At 39.6% G+C, this 23,313-nt stretch carries 20 protein-coding genes and 1 pseudogene; 13 read left to right on the forward strand and 8 right to left on the reverse strand.

The window, feature by feature from the left end; translation table 11 throughout:
• Positions 1 to 50: 50 nt before the first annotated feature.
• From BEN74_RS16615 to BEN74_RS16625, 3 genes are all read left to right on the forward strand, one after another.
• Complete coding sequence (locus BEN74_RS16615) at positions 51 to 752, forward strand: IS1 family transposase (protein WP_005005861.1); 702 nt, start codon at positions 51 to 53, stop codon at positions 750 to 752.
• 114 nt (positions 753 to 866) lie between these two features.
• Positions 867 to 2,032, forward strand: a protein-coding gene (locus tag BEN74_RS16620; protein ID WP_119285041.1) for an IS3 family transposase whose coding sequence is annotated in 2 segments (ribosomal slippage) — positions 867 to 1,125 and positions 1,125 to 2,032 — 1,167 coding nt in all. Because the reading frame shifts where the segments join, the coding sequence is not laid out codon by codon here.
• A gap of 76 nt (positions 2,033 to 2,108) precedes the next feature.
• On the forward strand, positions 2,109 to 3,080 hold the full coding sequence (locus BEN74_RS16625; protein WP_068912201.1) for a sensor domain-containing diguanylate cyclase: 972 nt from the start codon (positions 2,109 to 2,111) through the stop codon (positions 3,078 to 3,080).
• Between the two features lie 187 nt (positions 3,081 to 3,267).
• On the opposite strand, the gene BEN74_RS16630 is transcribed toward BEN74_RS16625, so the two are convergent.
• The 4 genes from BEN74_RS16630 to msrA form a co-directional block, all read right to left on the reverse strand.
• A complete protein-coding gene (locus BEN74_RS16630) occupies positions 3,268 to 3,915 on the reverse strand; it encodes a peptide-methionine (S)-S-oxide reductase MsrA (RefSeq protein WP_005006258.1) in 648 nt (215 codons plus the stop codon).
• 243 nt (positions 3,916 to 4,158) lie between these two features.
• Positions 4,159 to 4,599 (reverse strand): peptide-methionine (R)-S-oxide reductase MsrB, encoded by a 441-nt coding sequence (msrB, locus tag BEN74_RS16640; RefSeq protein WP_005006253.1) that lies wholly within the window; start codon positions 4,597 to 4,599, stop codon positions 4,159 to 4,161.
• 31 nt (positions 4,600 to 4,630) lie between these two features.
• Positions 4,631 to 4,867: a glutaredoxin gene (locus tag BEN74_RS16645; protein ID WP_005006251.1), complete on the reverse strand. Its 237-nt coding sequence runs from the start codon at positions 4,865 to 4,867 to the stop codon at positions 4,631 to 4,633.
• A gap of 27 nt (positions 4,868 to 4,894) precedes the next feature.
• Complete coding sequence (msrA, locus tag BEN74_RS16650) at positions 4,895 to 5,383, reverse strand: peptide-methionine (S)-S-oxide reductase MsrA (RefSeq protein WP_005006250.1); 489 nt, start codon at positions 5,381 to 5,383, stop codon at positions 4,895 to 4,897.
• A 122-nt stretch (positions 5,384 to 5,505) separates the two neighbouring features.
• Here msrA and BEN74_RS16655 point away from each other — a divergent pair, with 122 nt between their 5' ends.
• Positions 5,506 to 6,441, forward strand: coding sequence for an AraC family transcriptional regulator (locus BEN74_RS16655; protein ID WP_005006248.1), 936 nt, complete (start codon positions 5,506 to 5,508; stop codon positions 6,439 to 6,441).
• A 44-nt stretch (positions 6,442 to 6,485) separates the two neighbouring features.
• Here the strand turns inward: BEN74_RS16655 and BEN74_RS16660 are convergent, their stop codons facing one another.
• Positions 6,486 to 7,757 (reverse strand): GAF domain-containing protein, encoded by a 1,272-nt coding sequence (locus tag BEN74_RS16660; RefSeq protein ID WP_068912204.1) that lies wholly within the window; start codon positions 7,755 to 7,757, stop codon positions 6,486 to 6,488.
• An 852-nt stretch (positions 7,758 to 8,609) separates the two neighbouring features.
• Between BEN74_RS16660 and BEN74_RS19750 the strand changes: the two genes are divergently transcribed.
• From BEN74_RS19750 to BEN74_RS16675, 3 genes are all read left to right on the forward strand, one after another.
• Positions 8,610 to 8,786, forward strand: a complete 177-nt coding sequence (locus tag BEN74_RS19750; protein WP_005006244.1) for a peptide-methionine (S)-S-oxide reductase — start codon at positions 8,610 to 8,612, stop codon at positions 8,784 to 8,786.
• 58 nt (positions 8,787 to 8,844) lie between these two features.
• The gene (locus BEN74_RS16670) at positions 8,845 to 9,399 is read left to right on the forward strand and encodes a carboxymuconolactone decarboxylase family protein (RefSeq protein WP_000088799.1); all 555 of its coding nucleotides are present in this window, start codon (positions 8,845 to 8,847) and stop codon (positions 9,397 to 9,399) included.
• A gap of 137 nt (positions 9,400 to 9,536) precedes the next feature.
• Positions 9,537 to 10,052, forward strand: coding sequence for a YkgB family protein (locus tag BEN74_RS16675; protein ID WP_005006241.1), 516 nt, complete (start codon positions 9,537 to 9,539; stop codon positions 10,050 to 10,052).
• Between the two features lie 860 nt (positions 10,053 to 10,912).
• On the opposite strand, the gene fadA is transcribed toward BEN74_RS16675, so the two are convergent.
• The gene (fadA, locus tag BEN74_RS16680; protein WP_005006238.1) at positions 10,913 to 12,085 is read right to left on the reverse strand and encodes an acetyl-CoA C-acyltransferase FadA; all 1,173 of its coding nucleotides are present in this window, start codon (positions 12,083 to 12,085) and stop codon (positions 10,913 to 10,915) included.
• Positions 12,086 to 12,097: 12 nt separating this feature from the next.
• Positions 12,098 to 14,251, reverse strand: coding sequence for a fatty acid oxidation complex subunit alpha FadB (fadB, locus tag BEN74_RS16685; protein WP_119285062.1), 2,154 nt, complete (start codon positions 14,249 to 14,251; stop codon positions 12,098 to 12,100).
• A gap of 479 nt (positions 14,252 to 14,730) precedes the next feature.
• Between fadB and BEN74_RS16690 the strand changes: the two genes are divergently transcribed.
• Entirely contained in the window at positions 14,731 to 14,946 is a 216-nt protein-coding gene (locus BEN74_RS16690) for an aspartyl/asparaginyl beta-hydroxylase domain-containing protein (RefSeq protein ID WP_005006236.1), read from the forward strand.
• Here the strand turns inward: BEN74_RS16690 and BEN74_RS16695 are convergent.
• Positions 14,911 to 15,612: an IS1 family transposase gene (locus BEN74_RS16695; RefSeq protein WP_005005861.1), complete on the reverse strand. Its 702-nt coding sequence runs from the start codon at positions 15,610 to 15,612 to the stop codon at positions 14,911 to 14,913. The genes BEN74_RS16690 and BEN74_RS16695 overlap by 36 nt on opposite strands.
• A 60-nt stretch (positions 15,613 to 15,672) precedes the next feature.
• Here BEN74_RS16695 and BEN74_RS16705 point away from each other — a divergent pair.
• From BEN74_RS16705 to drt2, 5 genes and pseudogenes are all read left to right on the forward strand, one after another.
• A pseudogene (locus BEN74_RS16705) lies at positions 15,673 to 18,168 on the forward strand (class I SAM-dependent DNA methyltransferase); the annotation flags it as partial.
• A 3-nt stretch (positions 18,169 to 18,171) separates the two neighbouring features.
• Positions 18,172 to 20,100, forward strand: coding sequence for a DEAD/DEAH box helicase (locus tag BEN74_RS16710; protein WP_171404898.1), 1,929 nt, complete (start codon positions 18,172 to 18,174; stop codon positions 20,098 to 20,100).
• Between the two features lie 3 nt (positions 20,101 to 20,103).
• A complete protein-coding gene (locus BEN74_RS16715) occupies positions 20,104 to 20,391 on the forward strand; it encodes a hypothetical protein (RefSeq protein ID WP_020752787.1) in 288 nt (95 codons plus the stop codon).
• Positions 20,392 to 20,395: 4 nt separating this feature from the next.
• A complete protein-coding gene (locus tag BEN74_RS16720; protein ID WP_068911693.1) occupies positions 20,396 to 21,310 on the forward strand; it encodes a GIY-YIG nuclease family protein in 915 nt (304 codons plus the stop codon).
• 387 nt (positions 21,311 to 21,697) lie between these two features.
• Positions 21,698 to 23,098 carry an antiviral reverse transcriptase Drt2 gene (gene drt2 / locus BEN74_RS16725; protein WP_068911690.1) on the forward strand — a complete coding sequence of 467 codons (1,401 nt, stop codon included), beginning with the start codon at positions 21,698 to 21,700 and terminating at the stop codon, positions 23,096 to 23,098.
• The last annotated feature ends 215 nt before the right edge of the window (positions 23,099 to 23,313 follow it).

Below are 23,313 nucleotides of genomic sequence, written 5' to 3' on the forward strand. Positions count from 1 at the left end.
TCAAAAAGTATGCTAAAAAAAAGCAGGTTGAATTTTGATAAAATAGAGAAATGCAAATAACTCTAGAAATCAAATGTCCAACCTGCCTCAGTGACAGTATAAAGAAAAATGGCATCAAAGTAGATGGGAAACAAAACTACCAATGCAAAGACTGCAAACGTCAGTTTATTGGTGACCATGCTCTGAGCTATCTAGGATGTAATTCTGGCATTACTCGTAAAATATTACAGTTAATGGTCAGAGGCAGCGGTATACGAGATATCGCTGAAGTTGAGCGCATTAGTATCGGTAAAGTCTTACGGACTTTAACTGAATCGGCCTATCAAATTCAGCCTAAACAAAGTCATTATGAATCTCTCGAAGTAGATGAATTCTGGACTTTTGTTGGAAATAAAAATAATAAACAATGGCTTATTTACGCCTACCATCGAGAAACAGGTGAGATTGTTGCTTATGTTTGGGGTAAGAGAGATTTAGCTACAGTCCAAAGGTTGAAGACAAAGCTTAAACAATTAGGTATTCACTACACCCGAATTGCAAGTGATCATTGGGACAGTTTCATCACTGCTTTTAAAAACTGCAAGCAAAGTATTGGTAAGTTGTTTACTGTAGGAATTGAAGGTAATAATTGCAAAATAAGGCATCGAATAAGGCGTGGTTTTAGAAGAAGTTGCAATTTCTCCAAAAAGCTTGAAAACCATTTTAAAGCCTTCGACTTAACCTTCTTTTACATCAATAATGGCTTCATTTAATGTCAGCATACTTTTTAAAACACCACCCATTTTTCCATGCAGGATCTTTGATGTGTGCTTAAAAAACAGGAGGGTTTAACTTGGTAAACTATACATACTCATTAGGAGTTTACCATGAGCAAGAAACAGAAGACTTACACCGCAGAATTTAAAGCTGAAGCCATAAAAGCCATTGAAGAGAACCAAGGTAATGTATCGGAATCCGCTAGACAACTTGGCATTTCAATGCAAACCCTTTCGAACTGGAATAACAAAGCAAAGGCTGGAACTTTAGCAGGCACAAAACAGTATTCGCCCGATCTAAACGCCTTACTCGAAGAAAATAAGAAGCTTAAACAACAGCTCAAAACAGCTGAAATGGAACGTGAATTTTTAAAAAAGGCAGCAGCGTACTTTGCCAAAGAAAGTCAGTGAGGTACGCCTATATGAAATCGCAAAGCCACTTATTTCCGATTATTTTAATGGCTCGATTACTTCGTGTATCCGTTTCTCGCTTTTATGATTGGCTAAAGCGAGGCATGAGTAAAAGATCAATTCAGCGAAATCAGCAGACAATTTTGGTCAAAATAGCCCATGAAGAAACCAAACAAAGCTATGGCTATGTTCGATTAACCAAGCATTTACAAGCGCAAGGTATCAAAATAAGTACGTATGCTGTGCGCCAAATAAAAAAATCAAATCAGTTGTATTGTAAGCGCCATAAGCGTTTCAAAAGAACCACGAACAGTGATCACAACCGTTCTATTTATGACAATTTACTCAAGCAACAGTTTTCAATGACGAAGCCTAATCTTGCGTGGTCGAGTGACATTACCTACATTTGGACGGCTGAGGGCTGGTTGTACTTGGCAGCTGTCAAAGATCTTTACACGAAACAGGTTGTTGGCTATAGCTTAAATGAGCGCATGACAGCCAAGCTTGTTTGTGATGCATTGAATATGGCTATTCGCAATCAGAAACCTGCTAAAGATCTCATTGTACATTCAGATAGAGGCAGCCAATATTGCAGTAATGAATATCGAAACTTACTTGAGAAATTTGATTTTCAGGGTTCAATGAGCAAAAAAGGCGACTGCTTTGATAATGCACCGATAGAGAGTTTCTGGGGCATACTCAAAAATGAACTAGTCCATCATCGCAACTACAAAACAAGGGAAGAAGCCAAAGCGGATATTACAAAATATATAGAGTTATTTTATAATCAGCGAAGAATTCAAAAAGGCTTGGATTTTAAGACACCAAATCAAATGGCAGAAGACTTTTATCGGTTAGCTGCCTAGAATCTCCCAAGTGAAAGTCTCCTGCTAATTCAGCACACATCACTTTGAAAAATGCAGCAGAAAAACGGAGAAGCATATGACCATTAGTTTAGCTCCAACAGCTATTGCAGAAACCACACTAAAAGATCCTGCTGAAGCAGATCAGAACCTGCGGGATATCACTGAACTGGCGCGTTATATCTGCGATGTGCCGGTGGCTATAGTGACGCGAATCGATGACACAAAGCTGAATTTAATTGCCAAAGTTGGTATTTCAGGTACCTCTGTATTAATTAAAGAGTCCTTTTGCGTGTATGCCATGGAAACACCTGATGCGGTAATGGTGGTCCCTGACGCGACTTTAGATCCCAGATTCAGTACTAATGCGATGGTGGTTACTGAGCCTGGCTTCCGATTTTATGCTGGCTCGCCGCTGATTGATCCCGAAGGTGTAGTGATAGGTACAATTTGTGTCTATGATCATGTGCCTAAGCAGCTGAATCAGCGGCAGATAAGCTCTTTACAGGCTCTGTCCAGGCAAGTGATCGCCATACTTGAACTGAAAAAAGTCGGCGAACAACTACACAAAACCAGCATGACAGATGCATTGACAGGGGTAAACAACAGACGAGCATTTGACCTCAGGTTTGAAGCTGAATTTGCTCGCAGGCAAAGAACAGGCCAGTCATTTGTGTTGGCGCTGATTGATATTGATCACTTTAAAAGTTTTAACGACAGCTATGGTCATGCCGCAGGAGATGAGGCACTGAGTCAAGTCGCGGCTCTGTTTCAGCGCCATAGCAGGAACTATGACTTTTTCGCCCGTTATGGTGGTGAAGAGTTTGTGCTGATCTTGCCAGGCACAGACATCGTGTCGGCCAATAAAACACTGGAAAAATTAAGGCTGGTAGTGGCTAACCATGAATGGCCATTACGACAATTAACGGTCAGCATCGGTTTGGCCAGCGCTGATTTATTTAACGACAAAAAGCAGTTGCTCGAAGCCGCCGATCAGATGTTATACAAAGCTAAAGCCCAAGGCCGCAATCAAACCAGTGTGTTCTGTTAATTTGAGGGGGATCACCTAACAACTGGTAGATAAGCTGGTCTCATATGGGCAATAATTAGTCCGTTTAAATACATCGGTAAAATGCCACTTGCACAGCTTCTTTGTACACTGTGGGACTCTATTTAAAGTTGGCCGGCACATTGATTGCGTAGCGAAAATAGAGTGCTTTAGCCAGCACAATTTCAGATTAGCCGATTCGGTAAGCTTTCTGCATTTGCGGAGACAACTTTTTTAACCAGTTTGAAAGACTGAAGCCTTTTCTGTCGGTACTATTCAATTTAGTAAAATACAGATGTTCATCCCAGCGAGGACCGAAATCTACTTCAGCAAGACTTACAAGCTGTTTGTTTCTGCGAAGACGATGCTTTTGATGGTAATCTTCGGCTGGCCAAAAATAACCATTTTGTTGTCCGGCTTCAATCACCTCGGGAGACTTATCCTTTCCAATCGCTTGGATCAGTTCTTCAGTGACTTGTTTTTGCTCCTGATCAAAGACAAAAAGTATCTGGCGATACTGACCCTGCTTTCTGACATGAACAAACCATGACTCAAAACCTCCAAGAAGTTCTCTATAGCTAATTTGGTCTTTATCGTAGATCACTCTGACGACTTCGGCGTGTCCCTTGATGTTGCGGTAACTCGGATCCAGAGTTGATGCTCCAGCGTAGCCAACACGTGTTTGCACTACTCCCGGCGTCCCTCCAAAATTTGAATCCGGTCCCCAAAAGCAGCCCGTGCCAAAAACCGTTTGACTAAGTTTTCCGGTTTTCAATGCTTCTTCGATAGCTTCAGGGGTCGCAAATTCATAGCTTTCAACATCGTCTTCTTTATTCATTTTTAGATCCGACATATTTTTCACCTAACTTTTTAAGAATTGTAGCCACTCCCATTCGCAGATCAGCAGCAGCCGACGGTCGTCTTCATGAACATCCAAAAAACAAACTGGATCCCTTTTTCTGTCAAGTACGAATGGTAAATCTTGGTTTTATGGCAGTCTTTATGACCGAACAGCTTGATCAACACACAACGGCTTCTTTTTCCAAAAGGTTCACTTTCATAAAACTCCTCAATTTAAAAATTATTCTACAAACTTCAATGACTCAGAGTTAATGCAGAATCGGACCCCTGATGGCTCAGGGCCATCTGGAAAAACGTGCCCCAGATGGGCTTCGCACACATTGCATAACACTTCGATTCTGCGCCCGTACGTCGTATCCAGTTCATATTGAATTACGTTGTCGGCGACAGGCTCAGAAAAACTCGGCCATCCCGTTCCCGAATCGAACTTTAGGTTCGAGTCAAAGAGTTCGGTGTCGCAGCCAACACAGGCGTATCTACCTGCTTCATAAAATGAACAGAGTCCTCCCGTGTGCGGGCGTTCGGTGCCTTTCATTCGCATAACCCGAAATTGCGCGGGCGTCAGAATTTCTTTCCACTCTTCCTCGCTCCTTTCAACTTTTCTGGGAGGTGCTGGAGTGCCGTTATCGAGGTAGCTGTAAATGCTTTTCCAATTGAACATATATTTGATCCTTTATTTTAGGGCTTGCTCTTTAGCCATCAATCCACGAGAAGAAGTCTGTAGCACTGCCAATGAATTCTCCATCCACAAAAACTTGCGGAACAGTTTGAAGATTTGTTCTTTCCTTCAACTCCAAGTAAGTCTTCGGATCGTCGTCTACGCGAATTTGTTTGAAATCAACCTTTTCAGAAGTTAGGTAATTCTTTACGCGTGCGCAAAATGGACAATGGTCTTTCGTATAGATGACAACATTCTTAAGTGTTTTCATAATTTCCTCTTTCATTTGGTTTATGGTTTAGTCTCTTTCAAAATGGCAAGAGTATCCGTTGGGATTCCTTTGCAAATAGTTTTGATGATATGCCTCAGCGTCGTAGAATTCTTTTTCCAAGGCGACGGTCGTAACTACTTCATTCTCGAAGCGACCGATCTCATTGACCTCCTCAATCACGTTTTCGATAATCGCTTTCTGGGCATCGTCACGATAGAACGCAGCAGAGCGATACGAAGATCCAACATCATTCCCTTGGCGATTCTTCGTAGTTGGATCATGGATCTTGAAAAAGTAATGTAGAATCTCTTCGAGAGATATTTCGTCTGGGTCGTATTCCACGCGAACAGCTTCGGCGTGACCCGTTTTCCCTGTTTTAATATCGGCGTAGGTAGGATCATCAAAATCTCCGCCAGAGTAGCCCACCTTTGTTGACGTCACGCCGTCCAGATTCCTAAGGAGGTCTTCAAGACCCCAAAAACACCCTCCGGCAACGATCACATAATTTAGTTTCATAAAGCCTCCTTGGTTTTTATCTATTTACTGATTAAACTGACTTTACAGCATGTATAATAGATATAACATGCCCAGTAGTTCGTATAATGTGACTTATTAGACAGTTTGCGTAGGAGCTAAGTATGGATGTTCTCAGTGAGATTTTAGATAAGGTAGAGCTTACTAGTAGCTACTGGTATAGAACATCATTTGCAGGAGACTGGGGCATCAGTCTCCCGCAGGAAGAGAATCTAGCGAGATTTCACATCGTGACCCATGGCGAGTTTTGGTACGAGGTGCCAAAACTTAAACTTAAGGCTTTGGCGGAGCAAGGCGATATTTTGATTTTATTCAAAGGGATGGAGCACACCATGACCAGTGCACCAAAAATCAAGGCCGAGCCCGCGGTCGAATTTAGATCCAAGGCCAACCTCACTGAAACTCAAGTTCTGGAATATGGTGATCAGAGCAAGCTCAAAGCAAACGTCGTTTGCGGACATTTTTGTTTTGATGGCGGACCCGATCATCCATTCTTAAATTCGCTGCCAAACGTCGTGCATATCAAGAGTACTGAGAACTCCCACTCGCCTTGGCTTACCATGCTTTTAAGTATTATAGAGCAGGAAGCAAAATCAGGGCTTCCTGGAAGCAACACGCTAGTCAGGAAGCTGACCGAAATTATCTTCGTGCAAGCGTTAAGAATTCACATGTACAAATCCAACAAAAATGTAGGATTTTTCAAATTGATCGAAAATCCGCAACTCAGCAAATCCTTGGAAGCTATCCATCATAGTCTCGATAAAAAATGGGGTCTTGACGATCTCGCTGAGATTGCTGGAATGTCGCGTACGAACTACAGCGTTAAGTTTAAGAAACTGTCTGGCATGACACCTCTTGATTATTTAACCTATTGTCGGCTTGAAAAAGCGAAGCAGCTGCTTAAAGAAACCGGTAAATCTGTTCCTGAAGTGAGTGAAGCCATTGGGTATCCGGCACATGAACACTTTCAAAAATTATTTAAGAAAAAAATTGGCGTAACTCCTAGTGCTTATAGAAAGGAAAATTCTAAAATGGCGTAAAAATGATAATCTAAGACACAACTTCGACTTTCATCGCTGAGAGTTTATAAATCGTCTCCCACCACCGGTATCCATAAGCAGATAAACCGAGTTCTTGAAGCATTCCTGCTTTCAATGTCGTCGACGTGATCACGATTCGAGTTCAGATAACTACTCTGTTGATGAATACTCTCAGTTAATTGCTGCTCACCAGATTCCAACACAGCACCAGCGAGCTCGGCACATACGGAAGCAAAACCATAAAGCGCTTGATTATCACGGGTAAAATGCAGTGGCATCGTCTGGCCTTTTACATGGAGGGACCATTCCAAAACTCTGTACTTACCTTTTAATCGGTTACTGACAAAAATAGTTATACTTGTACCGCTGGCGCCAACAACTAAAAAGCTCGTGATAGCTAGTCCTATCAGAGACCATAACTCTGGTTTCCCACTTAGTAACAGTGGATTAGGCAAATGACTCCTCAAAACGAGATCAGCACCAAGGGTCAGCGCTGTTTTATACACTGCTTGTTCTAATAATGGAGTTGCATTGACCAGTGACGCAACAGCATCACAACTATAAGGTTCTAGAACTGCCGTAGCTCTCAACCATTCTGTTTCATGGGCAATCGCCAACAAATTTGACCAAATTCGAACCAGTGCCGCTATATGAATGGAGTTTTCATCAGTCAGGACGGTTTGATTAAGCTGCTTATCCAGTTCCTGATGCCAGTATTGGTATTGGCTTGTCAAAAGTACAAACAACTCAGATTGAAGCAACTTATTATTAGTTACCGGTCTTATCCTATTTGACATCTCATTGAATAGTTGTATAAATTTTTTGTCTGCTTGTTGCTCACGCTTTAGCAGATCTTGCTGTTGTTGAAGCATCTGTAAATCGTATTCAATGGCCTGCTTAAAAAGTGTGAGTAAGGAACAGTGTTGTGATGCCCGATCTGGGCTTGAAAAGTCCAACATACACAAAGTACCGAAAGTTTTTCCGCTAGGCCAAAGCAATGGCAGGCCATAGTAATAACTAAAGCCTGCTGCAAATGTTGGGTTATTGTTTTCATATCGGGTACCGATTGCATTTTCAACTAGTAATGGCTGGTTACTGGAAATGACTTGGGAACAATAAGTGTTAAGTGCCAATGGAACAGGTTCACCGCAATAAAAAGTTGGTACTGACACACTGCCAACAGCCTGACAAATTTCGTTTTTATCTAATCGATTAATCAGCACACAAGGCACTTCCGCGACTTGAGCCATCGAGTTTACAATGCCTTGCCAGCGCTCTAGGAGCAGAGCGGTTTCTATGCTCAAATCTACTGCCATTTGTTCCCTCAGTATTTAAATAGTCCCCTTTTGCATCATTCGATCTTGTTTATCTCAGAGTATCAAACAGGAAACAAAGTGATTGATGTCAATCAGGGAATTAGCAGCATTGATGCATTAAGCGGCGCACATACACTCTAAGTAAAGTGCTTAAGTCTGATTATGGCAAGAAATTGTTACTTTGTCAGGGATAGTCAACACTTTATTAGCGAGAGACTTGCTTGGCTGACATTTAAGACAAATCGCGAGATTCCAAATCTGCCACCAACAGTCGGAACTGAGTAACTCACTTGAGCTTTAAAAAGTAAAGCATTGAAATATTTATGGTATTTATACATCCTACCTAGCTCACAGCAGAGTTTAGCATCGTGCATTAATATGACCTTACACTAAAAATACGTACTAGTTGACGTCTATCAAACTCGTTTACGAGATAGTGTAGTGGTCGACAAATTTTGGCCACATCGTTATTGCCTAATAACCGATGCTCTCTTTAAATGCGAAATGAGTAGTGCACGCATTTTTAGCCTTTTGGCAAAACGTTGATGTCTCGAAATTTTCAAGCGCTGTGCCTTGTTTATTTTCAGAAACGTCTGCTTTCAGTGAGTTCCTGATGCTCGGGCGCTCTAAATTATGGGTATAGACAATCTGATTTGCCCTATATTTGCAGTTTTTCGTGAACCCTTAATTTCACAACTCTTTTAATCTGATATCCAAAGTCTGCATCCATACATAGCCCCTACGTAAACTGTCCAATAGGTCATGTTATACGAACTATTGAACATATTATATCTATTTTACATGCTGTAAAGTCAGTCTAATCAGTAAGTGGATGAAAACTAAGGAGGCTTTATGAAACTAGATTATGTGATCGTTGCCGGAGGGTGTTTTTGGGGTCTCGAAGACCTCCTTAGAAATCAGGACGGCGTGACGTCAACGAAGGTGTGTAGTGGCACTGAAATGGCGACTGCGCAAGACGTGAAGATGAGCTGTCTGATAGCAACGGATTATCAAGCAGAACCTTCTTAAATACAATTTATTCCACGCCAATACAGCGTGCTGTCTTTCAAATCACTAGGAGAAATTTATGTCACGTTTGAACACCCCTACCACAATCGACGCCGCGCCTACTGCTACCCATACCTCACTCAAGGCTGTGGAAAAACAACTGGGCCGCGTTCCTAACATGTTCCGCGTCGTTGCCAACAGCCCTGCTGCGCTGACTGGCTACCTGCAATTGAGCGCAGCATCAGCACAGGGCGGCTTGGGTACAGCGACTCTTGAGCGTATTGCCCTAGCCGTCGCTGAGATCAACGGCTGCGATTATTGCCTTGCTGCCCATTCCTTCCTAGGCCGTAAGGTGGCCAAGCTTGATGATGCTGAACTCACTGCCAACCGCAGCGGTGCATCAAATGACCCTAAGGCCGACGCAGCCGTGCGTTTTGCTGCCGCCGTAGTCCGCCAGCGCGGGCAAGTCAGCAATGACCAGGTCCAAGCGGTGCTGAACGCTGGCTACAGTGATGCACATGTAGTGGATATTCTGTTGGCTGTTGCCCTGAACACTTTCACTAACTACGTTAACGAAGTGACACAGACCGAGGTCGACTTCCCGGCCGTTCAACCACTAGGCATTGATGTCTAATCCATTGGTGCTCAACTACAGCAATTACCTAAGTTAGGTTCGACTCGAGTAAACATATAGTTTTTCTCAAGAGTCATATCATTTTAGTGGGCTACATAGAGTGAGTCCACATGGCTAAAAATAATTGGAGATATAAGATGACTATTCCCGAAATTGAAAATGGTGTCCAGACTACCAATACCCTTAGTAATAATCTCGGTGCAAAAATCACTAAGTTTGGTATAGGTGGCATCTACGTTGCCATGACGATAATATATTTGTGGTTTGGTGGCATGAAATTCACTAGCTACGAAGCAAACGGTATACATGGTTTTGTTAGTAATAGCCCTCTGCTTTCGTGGATGTATAGCTTCCTCAGCATTCAAGGATTCTCAAATTTTCTGGGTGTGCTTGAAATTTCAGTTGGCCTGTTAATCGCTGCACGAGTTTTCTCCCCTAAGCTCGCAATCTTGGGCGGTGTACTTTCAACCGGACTCTTTTTTACGACATTGTCGTTCATGCTGACTACACCCGGTGTTTTTGAGGCATCTCTTGGGTTTCCTGCGATCTCTGTGGTTCCTGGCCAGTTTTTGCTAAAAGATTTAGGCTTGTTTGTCGTGTCTATATTTATCGTAGGTACATCACTTACAGCACTGGAGCACAAAACCAAATAAGCCGAACCCGAAACAACTATTAAGTTAGAGGGTTCCTAAACACATTAGAAACCCTTTATTTTTATCATTTAAAACACCTTTTATAAGTGCTTCAAGTACGTGCCTTACTAAATAATATCACTTCATTGGTCTTAAAAAGGCAAAATACAGTATTCAAAAACTGTAGTGGTCAACTATTTTTGGCCACATCGATATAGTCTGAAAAACGGTGCGTTCTTGAAACCCGAAATGAATAATGCACTCATTTTTTACTTTATGGCAATGCGTTGATATCTCGAAATTTTCGAGAGTCTCAGTTCCGTGATTGTCAGAAATGTCCGCTTTCAGTGAAAAGCGCCGATTTTGTCGAATCTCAGTGAATTTCAGCTTTTGGCACAAAGCCGAGATCCGACGAAGTGGTACTTTCCGTGAAAGTTGTGGTGCGATTAATTTGCAACACGTGGTAAGGAGCGGTTGCAATGTGGTGGTAAATTAAGTGCAATTAATCAAGAAGGTGAATCAATGAGTGAACAACTGAACTGTCAAAGCCGCATGGATGCGGCGACAACTCTGTACTTGCCGCAAATAACTATCCCCGTCCTGCTAAACCAATGACGTAACTCCTATCTCTCCCGACTTGTTGGAACAAGTCGCACTCACAAGGTGCAATTAAACACTGAACAAAAATTCATGGATGAATGGTTACCGCCGAAGGACTCGGCGCAAATAAAAAACGTACATACCATTATACACAGTATGTACGTTTGAAATTAAAGCCGCTGACGTTATATGTAAAGCCCTGTCACTCACTCACACGCGAATAGACACTGTTTTTACTATATACTCCAACAAGGGGGATTTTTATTTTATCTTAGTGTTAATTAAACACGTTCGATAATCGTCGCGATACCTTGACCTAAACCAATACACATGGTCGCAAGACCGATTTGTGTATCTTGTTGTTCCATTACGTTCAACAACGTGGTTGTAATACGTGCACCAGAACAACCCAATGGGTGACCCAATGCAATCGCGCCACCATTCAAGTTAATGATGTCTTGCTTGTCATAAACGCCTAGACCTTTCATGGCTGATAAGCCTTGAGCAGCAAATGCTTCGTTTAACTCGATGGTTTGGATATCCGCCATGCTTAAGCCAGCACGTTTAAGCGCTTTTTGAGTTGCAGGTACAGGACCATAACCCATGATTGCAGCGTCACAGCCTGCAACCGCCATAGAGCGAATCACAGCACGTGGTTTTAAACCAAGTGATTGAGCGCGTTCAGCAGACATCAACAACATTGCAGAAGCACCGTCAGACAGCGCAGAAGACGTTGCCGCAGTGACTGTACCGCCTTTCGGGTCAAATACAGGACGTAAACCTTTGAATGCTTCAAGGTTTGCATCTGGACGAATCACTTCATCGATGTCGCATAGGATTTTGAAGCCATTGGCATCATGACCTTCAACACCTATGACTTCGTTTTTGAAACGACCTTCTTGCGTTGCAGCCCAAGCGCGGCGGTGAGATTCAACACCGAACGCATCTTGTTCTTCACGCGTAATGCCGTTCATACGACCTAACATTTCAGCCGTTAAGCCCATCATGTTAGACGCTTTTGCATAGTGCTTAGACGCTTCTGGGTTGAGGTCGATGCCGTGCATCATGCCTACGTGACCCATGTGCTCTACACCACCGATGATGAAGATATCACCTTGGTTGGTTGCAATCTGTGCAGCAGCGGTGTGAAGCGCTTGCATAGATGAACCACAAAGACGGTTAACTGTTTGACCTGCCACAGTTTTTGGAAGATCAGCCAATAAACCAATGTTACGGCCAATGTTCATACCTTGTTCTAGAGTCTGGTTTACACAGCCCCAGATCAGGTCTTCAACTTCATTGGTGTCAAACTGGTTACGAGCAACTAAAGCACGAACCAATTCAGCCGATAAGCTGTCAGCACGTACATTGCGGAACATACCGTTTTTGGTTTTACCCATTGCTGAACGTACGCCATCAACGATGACAACGTCACGTGGATTTAAAGTAGCCATTCACGTTGCTCCTTAACCGTAGAATTTTTTGTTGTTAGCAGCCATGTCACGCAACATTTGTGGCGCTTCATAAGCCTTACCTAAGTGTGCGTATTTGTCGCAAAGTGCAACGTATTCAGCAACACCAGTTTGGTCGATGTAACGGCATGGACCACCACGGAATGGAGGGAAACCTACACCCATAATCATTGCCATGTCTGCTTCAGAAGCAGTCGCTACGATGTTGTCTTCTAGGCAACGAACAGTTTCGTTACAGAAAGCCAGCATCATACGGTCAATGATTTCTTGAGCATCAAACTCGCGTTTTTCTGCAGTTGCCACAGTAGCAACAAGCTCATACGCAGTTGGATCAACCACTTTGGCTTTTTTGCCTTTACGGTCAAGTTCGTATTTGTAGAAACCAACGTCGTTCTTTTGACCCAAACGTTTGTTTTCGTACATGATTTCGATTGAACCTTTGAAGTCAGGCTTCATACGGTCAGGGAAACCTTCAGCCATGACTTCTGCACCATGAACGCCCGTGTCGATACCAACAACGTCGATTAGGTAAGCAGGACCCATAGGCCAGCCGAATTTTTCCATCACTTTGTCGACTTGTTGGAAGTCAGCACCGTCTTTCAATAGAAGGTCAAATGCACCGAAGTAAGGGAACAAGACGCGGTTTACAAGGAAACCTGGGCAGTCGTTCACAACGATTGGTGTTTTACCCATTTTCTGAGCAAGAACAACCGTGGTCGCAATCGCTTCAGCCGAAGTCTTCTCACCACGGATCACTTCTACCAATGGCATCATGTGTACTGGGTTAAAGAAGTGCATACCGACAAAGTTTTCAGGACGTTGTAGGTTTTCAGCCAAACGTGTGATTGAAATGGTTGAAGTATTTGAAGCAATGATCGTGTTGTCACGAACATTCTTCTCAGTTTCAGCAAGTACAATGCCTTTTACTTTTGGATTTTCAGTTACTGCTTCAATCACGATGTCCACTTCTTTAAACTCGTCATAGCTTAAAGTTGGACGGATGCGCGCAAGAGTTTCACCCATTTGAGCAGGTTTCATCTTCTTACGTTCAACTTGTTTGGTCAGTAAGCCATTGGCTTCTTTCATACCCAAAGCAAGTTGTGGATTACCAATGTCTTTCATGATGATTGGTGTGCCTTTGCTTGCCGCTTGGTAAGCAATACCACCACCCATGATACCCGCGCCTAGAACAGCCGCTTGGTTGACAGGGTGCGCACCTTTTTCATATTTCTTCGCAGTTTTCTTCACCACTTGGTCATTGATGAATAGACCAATTAATGCACCTGCTTGTGGTGTAATCGCTGCTTTTGCAAAACCAGCTGCTTCAGCTTGCAGTGCTTCATTACGTGGAAGGCTTGCACCGGCTTGTAATGAGTCAAGAAGAAGTTTAGGCGCAGGGTATTGAGCAGGATTTGCTTTTGCAAGTACCGCACCTTTTGCCGAGTTGAACGCCATCATTTGTTCGATTGGGTTCAATTTAACTGGGTCAAGTTTTTCCTGACGTTTTGCTTTCCAGTCTACACGGCCAGCAAGAGCTTGTTTAACCAAGTCAATCGCAGCGTCTTGTAGTTTGTCCGCAGCAACAACCGCATCAACCGCACCGTCTTTCAGTGCTGCAGCTGGTTTTTTAGGATTAGCCATTGCCATCCATTCAACTGCATTGTCGATACCAATTAGACGGCTTAAACGAACCGTACCACCGAAACCAGGGAAGATGCCCAGTTTGATTTCAGGAAGACCGACTTGAGCCGCTTCTGACATCACACGATAGTCACACACGAGACACATTTCAAAGCCGCCGCCCAATGCCATACCATTGATCGCTGCAACTTTAGGAATCTCTAAATCTTCAAACGCGTTGAAGATGTCGTGAACAGGCAATGCCCAATCCACAATCGCTTGTTCGCCTTGAGCGAAGTTTGCACCAAATTCAGTAATATCTGCGCCAACGATAAATGTAGATTTAGCCGAAGTAACGATTAAGCCTTTGATGTCACCGTTTGCTTTAACAGCGTCAATTGCAGCTTTGAAATCTTCAATCGTTGCACGGTTAAATTTGTTGACCGACTCACCTTGTAAGTCAAAGCGGAATTCTGCAATTCCGTCCGAAAGCATTTGGACGGTAATGGCATTGCCAGCGTGGATCATGCCTGATCTCCTTTATTTTGGAGGACTTCTAAGTTGATGTTGTGAAGCGAGTACGTCATTCCTACGTACATCTATGCTCCGCCAATCTTACGATAACTATATCGAAAAAGAACATAACAAGTTGTATCAAGCCGTGACGCAAGGGTCATCTATTTTTATTCAATTATTTCGTGTGCTTGCGTGATGTATTTTTGAATGATGCGGCCTAAATAGAGTGAAGTTTTTGTTTCATTTAAGATTTTTTATGGATGAGTGATCAAAAAACGATTAGACCGCGCCCTTATGTTTCAAGTCGATCTTTGAGCCGATTTTGGCAATTTAGTCAATGCTGCACTTGCAGGTAAACCCAAACAGAATGAAAACTTGTGATGAAAAGCTGGAAATAGGACGTACTTTGCAGCCTATGTTACAATTCGCAGTCTAGACCGAATACCGGTCTTTTTCTTTTATTTCGTTTTCTTTGGTTTCCAGGTTTTCATATGATTAAGTGGATCATTCTGGCGATTTTTATTCTTTCTGCACTTTACATTCAGCAACGTGGGAAGGTTCGTCACTCGTTTTATCGTCAATTTTTCGATCACTCAACGATTCTTGCGCCGATAAACTACCTCATGTACATGTTTTCAAAGGTGGGTGGTGTTTTAAAAAGTATGCTGACATTAAATGAAGCCATTATTGATGTAAAAGAAGGTTAAGTCGAAGGCTTTAAAATGGTTTTCAAGCTTTTTGGAGAAATTGCAACTTCTTCTAAAACCACGCCTTATTCGATGCCTTATTTTGCAATTATTACCTTCAATTCCTACAGTAAACAACTTACCAATACTTTGCTTGCAGTTTTTAAAAGCAGTGATGAAACTGTCCCAATGATCACTTGCAATTCGGGTGTAGTGAATACCTAATTGTTTAAGCTTTGTCTTCAACCTTTGGACTGTAGCTAAATCTCTCTTACCCCAAACATAAGCAACAATCTCACCTGTTTCTCGATGGTAGGCGTAAATAAGCCATTGTTTATTATTTTTATTTCCAACAAAAGTCCAGAATTCATCTACTTCGAGAGATTCATAATGACTTTGTTTAGGCTGAATTTGATAGGCCGATTCAGTTAAAGTCCGTAAGACTTTACCGATACTAATGCGCTCAACTTCAGCGATATCTCGTATACCGCTGCCTCTGACCATTAACTGTAATATTTTACGAGTAATGCCAGAATTACATCCTAGATAGCTCAGAGCATGGTCACCAATAAACTGACGTTTGCAGTCTTTGCATTGGTAGTTTTGTTTCCCATCTACTTTGATGCCATTTTTCTTTATACTGTCACTGAGGCAGGTTGGACATTTGATTTCTAGAGTTATTTGCATTTCTCTATTTTATCAAAATTCAACCTGCTTTTTTTTAGCATACTTTTTGATACACCACCCAAAATTACAAAACAGCATGATTTGCATGGTCTTATTGATCAAATGAAGAATGAAAAGCGAACTGAAAGCAATAAGATTCGCTTCTTGATCGTAACTGACTTCAAAACTCTATTGGCCATAGATACTAAAACACAAGATACATTGGATGTTCCTTTTGGTGATTTAGCTAAAAAATTTGATTTCTTCTTACCATGGGCTGGGATGGAGAAAGCTGTATATCAAGGTGAAAACCCTGCGGATGTTAAGGCTGCTGAAAAACTAGCAAAGCTATTTGACGAAATTAAAGCCGATAATTTCAATGAAGACGACTTAAACAATAAAGAGAACTTACATCACCTTAATATTTTCTTATCTCGACTGCTATTTTGTTACTTTGCTGAAGATACAGAGATTTTTAAGGACAAACAGTTTACTTCGGCAATATCAAAGAGTAATGAAGATGGTTCAGATTTATCTTCTCTAATTAGTCGATTATTTAAAGTCTTAAACCAGTCCCGTGAAGATCGTGAAACAGATTTACCTGACTACTTAGCAGATTTTCCTTATGTAAATGGTGGTTTGTTTAAAGATGATATTCAAGTTCCAAAATTCACACGTAAATCACGTAGGATTTTGATTGAGTGTGGTAAAGATCTAGATTGGTCCGATATCAACCCTGATATTTTTGGTTCTATGTTCCAAGCAGTTGTTCACACTGAACAGCGTAGCACGATGGGACAGCATTACACTTCTGTTCCCAATATTATGAAGGTAATTGAACCATTATTTTTAAATGATCTTTATGAAGAGTTAGAAAAAAATCAAGATAGTGTTAATAAGCTATTAAAATTACAACAACGTTTAGGGCAACTTAAGATTTTTGACCCTGCCTGTGGTTCGGGAAATTTTCTAATTATTGCTTATAAAGAGCTTCGTAAGTTTGAAATGGAGCTTTTAAAACGTATTCAAGAATTAGAATTAGAAAAGACAGGTCAATTTTCAAAACCTTTTTCAGTGATTCAGGTTTCTCAATTTTATGGAATAGAAATTGATGATTTTGCTCATGAAGTTGCAATTCTGTCTTTATGGCTGACAGAACATCAAATGAATCTTACATTTAAAGATGAATTTGGAGAAATACTCCCATCTTTACCTTTAAAAAATTCAGGAAATATATATTCATATAATGCTTTGAGCTCAGATTGGGTAGAAATATGTGAGGCAAAAATACAAGATTATATTTATATTTTAGGAAACCCTCCTTATAAAGGATCACGAAATCAAACAAGTGACCAAAAAGAAGATCTCAAAAATATTTTTAAGACTAAATATAAAAGTTTAGATTATGTTTCAGGCTGGTTTTTAAAAGCTTCTCAATTTATAGAAAAATTTCCATCGACTGCTTGTGCATTCGTATCTACCAATTCTATTACTCAGGGTGAACAAGTTGCTTTATTATGGCCAAAAATTCTAAAAAATATTTTAGAGATTAGTTTTGCACACACCTCATTCCAATGGAAGAATAGTGCTAAAGATCCAGCTGCTGTTATCGTGGTAATTATAGGAATCAAATCTAAATCATCCTCCGAAAAAATTATATTCGAAGAAAAAGTAGCAAAGAGAGTGACTTATATTTCACCCTACTTAACTGAAAATAAAAATATTAATATATTGAGAAGAAGTACTCCTATATCTCACGGCTATCCTCAAATGGTATATGGAAATTTAATAAATGACTCTGGTTTTTTAACTTTATCTTCTGAAGAATATTCTGATCTAATTCTAAGATTTCCAGACCTCAAAAAGTTTATTAAAAAATATATTGGGGCAAGAGAATTCCTTAATGGAATTGAACGATATTGCTTTTATATAAAAGATGCAGATTTAGATGAAGCTAAGAAGTATTTTGAAATAAACCATCGATTAGAGAAGGTCGAAGAACATAGATTAAATAGCACAGAGTCTAGTACTAGGGCTGCGGGCGCAACCCCACATAGATTTTATTTTCAATCATACAATGAAACTAGTTCGATTATTGTGCCTAGAACTACTTCGCAAAGAAGAGACTATTTACCAATAGGTTACTTAGCTTCAGATACAATCATTTCAGATGCAGCCTCAGCAGTATATGGCGCCGAACCTTGGTTATTCTCTTTAATTTCATCATTTATGCATACATTATGGATTAGAACTGTTGCAGGGCGATTAAAATCAGATTACAGATATTCTTCTTCATTAGTCTACAATACTTTCCCATTCCCAAAGCTTTCAGATATTCAAAAAAATGACCTAACTGAATTAGCATTTGAAATATTAAGTGTTAGAGAAAATTATCCAACTAAGACTTTAGCTAAGCTTTATGATCCAGATTTAATGCCTAAGGATTTAAAAGACGCTCATGAAAAAAATGATAATTATGTAGAACGTTTGTATAACAAGAAAGGATTTGATAGTGATAAGAGCAGACTAGATTTTTTAATTGAACTTTACGAAACTAATTTATTAGAGAGGGAATAATTTATGAATCTTGTAGATATTACATATCAACAAACTGGGGAAAGCACCTCAATCAATAATATGGGGATGCGAGCTATGCAAGCTCGTGCCTTTCAATCTCGCAATAGTCAGTATTTATTATTAAAAGCACCTCCTGCATCAGGTAAGTCTCGTGCATTAATGTTTTTGGGTTTAGACAAGATACATAACCAAGGGTTGAAAAAAGTTATTGTAGCCGTACCTGAACGCTCTATTGGAGGTTCATTTGCCAGCACTAAGCTGAGCGAAAATGGCTTTTTTGTAGATTGGGACATCAAACCTGAAAATAATTTATGTACTGCTGGTGGCGAGAAAAGCAAAGTAAAAGCGTTTAAACGCTTTATGGTCGGCTCTGATCAAATCTTAGTATGTTCTCATAGCACTTTAAGAAATGCATTTGATGGACTTGAAGATCAAGTTTTTAATAACTGTTTGGTTGCAATAGATGAGTTTCATCATGTATCAGCAGATGCAGGTAATGTTTTAGGTACAGTACTTAAATCTTTAATGGACAATACCACGGCTCATATTGTTGCGATGACAGGTTCATACTTCCGTGGCGATAGTGTTCCTGTACTTACACCTGAAGACGAAGCAAAGTTTGATAAAGTATCCTTTAACTATTACGAACAACTGAATGGCTATAACTATTTAAAATCTTTAGGCATTGGCTACCACTTTTATAAAGGGCGCTACTTTGCAGAAGATGATGAAGGTGTTATCGCAATTGCAGAAGTTTTAGATACCGATAAAAAAACTATCATTCATATTCCAAATGTGAATTCAGGTGAATCAACTAAAGATAAATATGATGAAGTGGATGCAATCCTTGAAATCATTGGTGAATTTGTCGCTAAAGATCCTGATACTGGAATTATCACCGTCAAACGAGCAGATGGTAAGATTTTAAAAGTAGCTGACCTCGTTGAAGAAGATGGGCGTGATAAAGTGGTTGAATATCTACGTAATATTAAAACTGTAGATGATCTTGATCTCATCATTGCCCTCGGCATGGCAAAAGAAGGCTTTGACTGGCAATTCTGTGAACATGCTTTAACGATTGGTTATCGTGGCTCTTTAACTGAAATTGTGCAAATTGTGGGACGCTGTACAAGAGATAGTTCGAACAAATCACATGCGCAATTTACCAACCTGATTGCTCAACCCGATGCACAAGATACCGAGGTGAAATTTGCAGTAAACAACATGCTGAAAGCAATTACTGCATCTTTGTTAATGGAACAAATACTTGCACCAAACTTCAAATTTAAAACTAAACGAGATGATGAAGATATTGTTCCACCGGGTACGCTCACAATCAAAGGCTTTAAAGAACCAAGTACAGCAAAAACAAAGGCAATTATTGAAAATGATCTTGTGGACCTCAAAGCAGCTATTCTTCAAGATGCTAAGGTGATTGCAGGTTCAGCAGGCAAGGTTGAACCTGAAGTGGTGAATAAAGTCCTTATCCCTAAGATTATCCAAACAAAATATCCTGACTTAACGAAAGCTGAACTTGAAGAAGTGAGTCAATATTTAGTAGTAGACTCAGTGATTAGCACAGCAGAAGTCAAAGAAGTTGGTGATAAAAAATTTATTCGTATGGCGGATAAATTTATCAATATCGAAGACCTTAATATTGATTTAATTCAATCTGTAAATCCTTTCCAAAAAGCTTTTGAAATTCTATCAAAAGAAGTCACAGTCAATGTACTAAAATTAATTAAGGAAGCAATTGAAGCAACTAAGATTAGTATGACTCAAGAAGAAGCCATTGAGCTATGGCCTAAGTTAAAAGCCTTCAAAGTTCAGTTTGGTCGTGAGCCTAGCCTAGAATCAAACAACTTAATTGAAAAACGATTAGCTGAATGCCTAATCTATATTCGTGAGCAACGTAGAAGAGCTGGAGTGTAATACGTGGAAGATTTTAGCTGGCTTCAAGATATGATTGCTGATGATGACTTAGGTCTTTTAAACGTAAAGAAAAAGACGTCTGGTCTAACGGCTGATGAACAATTGGTCTCTAAATTTAATGAAATTAATAATTTTGTGACACAGCATGGGCGTGTACCTGCTAAGGATATGAAAAACATTTCTGAGTTTATGCTTGCGAGCCGTTTAGAAGCAATTCAAACCAATCCAGAGCAATACATGGCTTTAGCAGATTATGATGAACATAATTTGCTGCCACAACATCAGGATTAAAGATATGTCAGATATTAAATCACTTGAAGATATTTTTAACGATGATGATCTAGGTTTGCTTGATGATGATAAAGATGGTGACATCTTTAAAATTAAGCATGTGCCTGTCCAACGTGCAGCAGCAGATGAAGTTGCTAAACGTAAACGTTGTAAGGACTTTGATCAGTTTGAGCATTTATTTAAAAATGTTCACAGAGAGCTTCGAGAAGGGAAACGTAAGCTCTTACCCTTTAATGATAAGGGTTATCAACTGGTTGAAGGTAATTACTATGTTTTAAACGGCTTATTAGCTTATTTAGCAGATATTAATTTTACTTCCGAAGCGAAAACAGTTGATGGTAAACGTTTTCGTAAAGATGGGCGTACTCGTACTATCTTTGAGAATGGCACTGAATCAACTATGTTGTACCGCTCATTGGCTAAAGTCTTGTATAAAGATGGGCGTATTGTTTCAGAGACCAACGAACAAGAAAACTCTAACTTTTATACTAATTTTGGCGGTATCACTGAAGATGATACATCGACAGGTTATATTTATATTCTGAAATCTAAAAGTACAGATCCACGTATCCAATCATACGATCATCTTTACAAAATTGGTTTCGCCACGACAACTGTTGAAAAACGTATTGCGAATGCAAAAAAAGAGCCTACTTATTTGATGGCTGATGTTGAAGTCATTGCTGAATATCAAGCTTTCAATATTAATCCTCAAAAATTTGAATATTACCTACATGCCTTTTTTGGTGAATCTTGCCTTGATCTATTAGTGGCAGATAAAGATGGTAAAAATCATCAACCGAAAGAGTGGTTTATTGCACCTTTAGAAGTAATTCAACAAGCCGTTGAGTTATTAGTAAATGGGCAGATCATGAGTTATCAATACAATAAGTTTAAGAAAGAGATTGAGTTGAGATAGTGGTATTCTCAAAAGATATTGATAAAACTATATATTGATTTTAATGATTTTTTTGTGTAAATTCACTATGCCTTTGGAGTGGATTATCCAGCTCGCAGAGGGATGCAGTTTGAACTGTCCAGCAGTTTATTGAGAAATATTGTAATAAAGAACTGAACCATCAAGGTTGTTAGTTGTTCCAATAGTATCATTACACAGTTGTTCATCATACTAGCTCCAATAGTATAGCATATTAAGTTAATGCGTTATCCGAAGATGTTTTTCGGTAAAATTAGTGCTGGATTTGAAGAAGTAAGAACATTTTCAGATCAAAGTTTAAAGACTCCGTAAGGGCGTAACGTGGGACGCGACACAAGCCCTTACGGATCTGCTAAATAGGGATTAGCATTGAATTTTGAAAAATATAAAAGTGAAATCTATGATAAAAAACATATTCTAAGAGTTCAGAATAAAAAAATCCCTAAATCAAGAATTCATTTTGATACACCACTTGATGCTCTACACGCTTATTCTCTTGTTTCTCAGCCAGATAATGTGGTTAAACATTGGTTTTTACCTTTTATCGGATTTGAACAACGTACACGAAAAATTAAAAGTCATAATGGTTTAAGTCGTAGAGCTGCTAAAAAACGACCTTTAAGATATGCAGCTAACCAAGACGGTTATATTTATGCCTATTATTCATATCTTCTCACTGAAAAATATGAAAATTTCATAAAAGATACTCCTCTACAAAACTCAGTATTAGCCTATCGCTCATTGGGTAAATCAAACATTGAATTTGCTAAAGAGATTTTTGATTGGATCAGTCAAATAAAGGAATGTAATGTACTCACAATTGATCTATCAAGCTTTTTTGATACTTTAGATCATGGAATACTGAAAGAACAATGGCAGCGTGTTACTGGCGTACCTTGCTTATCTAAAGATCATTATATTGTTTTTAAATCTTTAACTAATTACTCATTTTTAGATATAGAGGAATCTCTGGTCGCTTTAGGATGGCCTGATAAGTCAAAAAGAAAAGAGAAAGATGAAAAAACTCCAAATCCTTTGAGAAAAAAAACTAGCAAGCCTTACCAAGCCCTAGGTGATTTTCGAAGCATTCGAAAAAAACAAGTTACTGATGCTGATGGTGTTATTAGACACCTAATCCAGAAACCAAATAAAATCGATGGGAAAAGATATGGAATTCCTCAAGGTTCTCCTATGTCTGCCATACTTTCAAACATTTATATGTTGGACTTTGACAAATATTGTTGTGAGTTAGCAAATAATTTGGGTGGAATATATAGACGCTATTGCGATGATATTATTCTAGTTTTCCCCCAGAACATTCAAATGAGCGATGTTTATAAAACTCTTGAAGAGTTATTGCTTAATCATGGAGGAAAAGAGTTAAAGATAAATCCAAGTAAGGTTGAAAAAATAAAATTTACTTGTATTTTAGGTAAGCTGAAAGCCGTTGACATAGATACTAAAGTGGACAAGCCTCTACAATATCTTGGCTTTATATATAATGGTCAAGAAATTTTGATCAGGTCATCTAGCCTATCAAATTATTATCGACGTTTAATCTCCAAAATTAGAGCATCAAAAAATAAAGCTCGAAGAAATAGCTCAAAAACTTATCGTAGAAAAATCTATCGAATGTATAGCCATTTAGCGCGTAAACAACGTAATTTCATAACTTATACATATAGAGCATCGGAAGTAATGAATGATCTATCTGTTAAGAAGCAGCTATCAAATCATTGGAAAAAAATTCACGAAGAACTTAGAAAGTAAATGAGTCATACTTGAATTCTGAGCAATCAATTTGAAAGATGTCCAAGTAAGCCTTTGAGAAGAAATATTTTAAGAATTTAGAGGGATTTGTTGTCCACGATACTGTCTAGGATCATCTTTCTGTCGAAAAATTATATGAAATTGCAAACACATTAGAAGTTCATGTTAGAGACTTACTTCCTAAATAAAAATATTGATTGCTAAGACGTCAAAAA

Origin of the sequence: Acinetobacter sp. WCHAc010034 (genome assembly GCF_001696615.3) — a bacterium.
GTDB lineage: Bacteria > Pseudomonadota > Gammaproteobacteria > Pseudomonadales > Moraxellaceae > Acinetobacter.

Excerpts from the sequence above, each read along its gene's own strand:
- BEN74_RS16690 (WP_005006236.1), top strand. The coding sequence starts at position 14,731 with ATGATTAAGTGGATCATTCTGGCGATTTTTATTCTTTCTGCACTTTAC.
- fadA (WP_005006238.1), bottom strand. The coding sequence starts at position 12,085 with ATGGCTACTTTAAATCCACGTGACGTTGTCATCGTTGATGGCGTACGT.
- fadB (WP_119285062.1), bottom strand. The coding sequence starts at position 14,251 with ATGATCCACGCTGGCAATGCCATTACCGTCCAAATGCTTTCGGACGGA.
- BEN74_RS16660 (WP_068912204.1), bottom strand. The coding sequence starts at position 7,757 with ATGGCAGTAGATTTGAGCATAGAAACCGCTCTGCTCCTAGAGCGCTGG.
- BEN74_RS19750 (WP_005006244.1), top strand. The coding sequence starts at position 8,610 with ATGAAACTAGATTATGTGATCGTTGCCGGAGGGTGTTTTTGGGGTCTC.
- BEN74_RS16645 (WP_005006251.1), bottom strand. The coding sequence starts at position 4,867 with ATGAAAACACTTAAGAATGTTGTCATCTATACGAAAGACCATTGTCCA.
- BEN74_RS16695 (WP_005005861.1), bottom strand. The coding sequence starts at position 15,612 with ATGCAAATAACTCTAGAAATCAAATGTCCAACCTGCCTCAGTGACAGT.
- BEN74_RS16655 (WP_005006248.1), top strand. The coding sequence starts at position 5,506 with ATGGATGTTCTCAGTGAGATTTTAGATAAGGTAGAGCTTACTAGTAGC.
- BEN74_RS16625 (WP_068912201.1), top strand. The coding sequence starts at position 2,109 with ATGACCATTAGTTTAGCTCCAACAGCTATTGCAGAAACCACACTAAAA.
- BEN74_RS16630 (WP_005006258.1), bottom strand. The coding sequence starts at position 3,915 with ATGAATAAAGAAGACGATGTTGAAAGCTATGAATTTGCGACCCCTGAA.
- BEN74_RS16720 (WP_068911693.1), top strand. The coding sequence starts at position 20,396 with ATGTCAGATATTAAATCACTTGAAGATATTTTTAACGATGATGATCTA.
- BEN74_RS16670 (WP_000088799.1), top strand. The coding sequence starts at position 8,845 with ATGTCACGTTTGAACACCCCTACCACAATCGACGCCGCGCCTACTGCT.
- msrB (WP_005006253.1), bottom strand. The coding sequence starts at position 4,599 with ATGTTCAATTGGAAAAGCATTTACAGCTACCTCGATAACGGCACTCCA.
- BEN74_RS16615 (WP_005005861.1), top strand. The coding sequence starts at position 51 with ATGCAAATAACTCTAGAAATCAAATGTCCAACCTGCCTCAGTGACAGT.
- msrA (WP_005006250.1), bottom strand. The coding sequence starts at position 5,383 with ATGAAACTAAATTATGTGATCGTTGCCGGAGGGTGTTTTTGGGGTCTT.
- BEN74_RS16675 (WP_005006241.1), top strand. The coding sequence starts at position 9,537 with ATGACTATTCCCGAAATTGAAAATGGTGTCCAGACTACCAATACCCTT.
- BEN74_RS16710 (WP_171404898.1), top strand. The coding sequence starts at position 18,172 with ATGAATCTTGTAGATATTACATATCAACAAACTGGGGAAAGCACCTCA.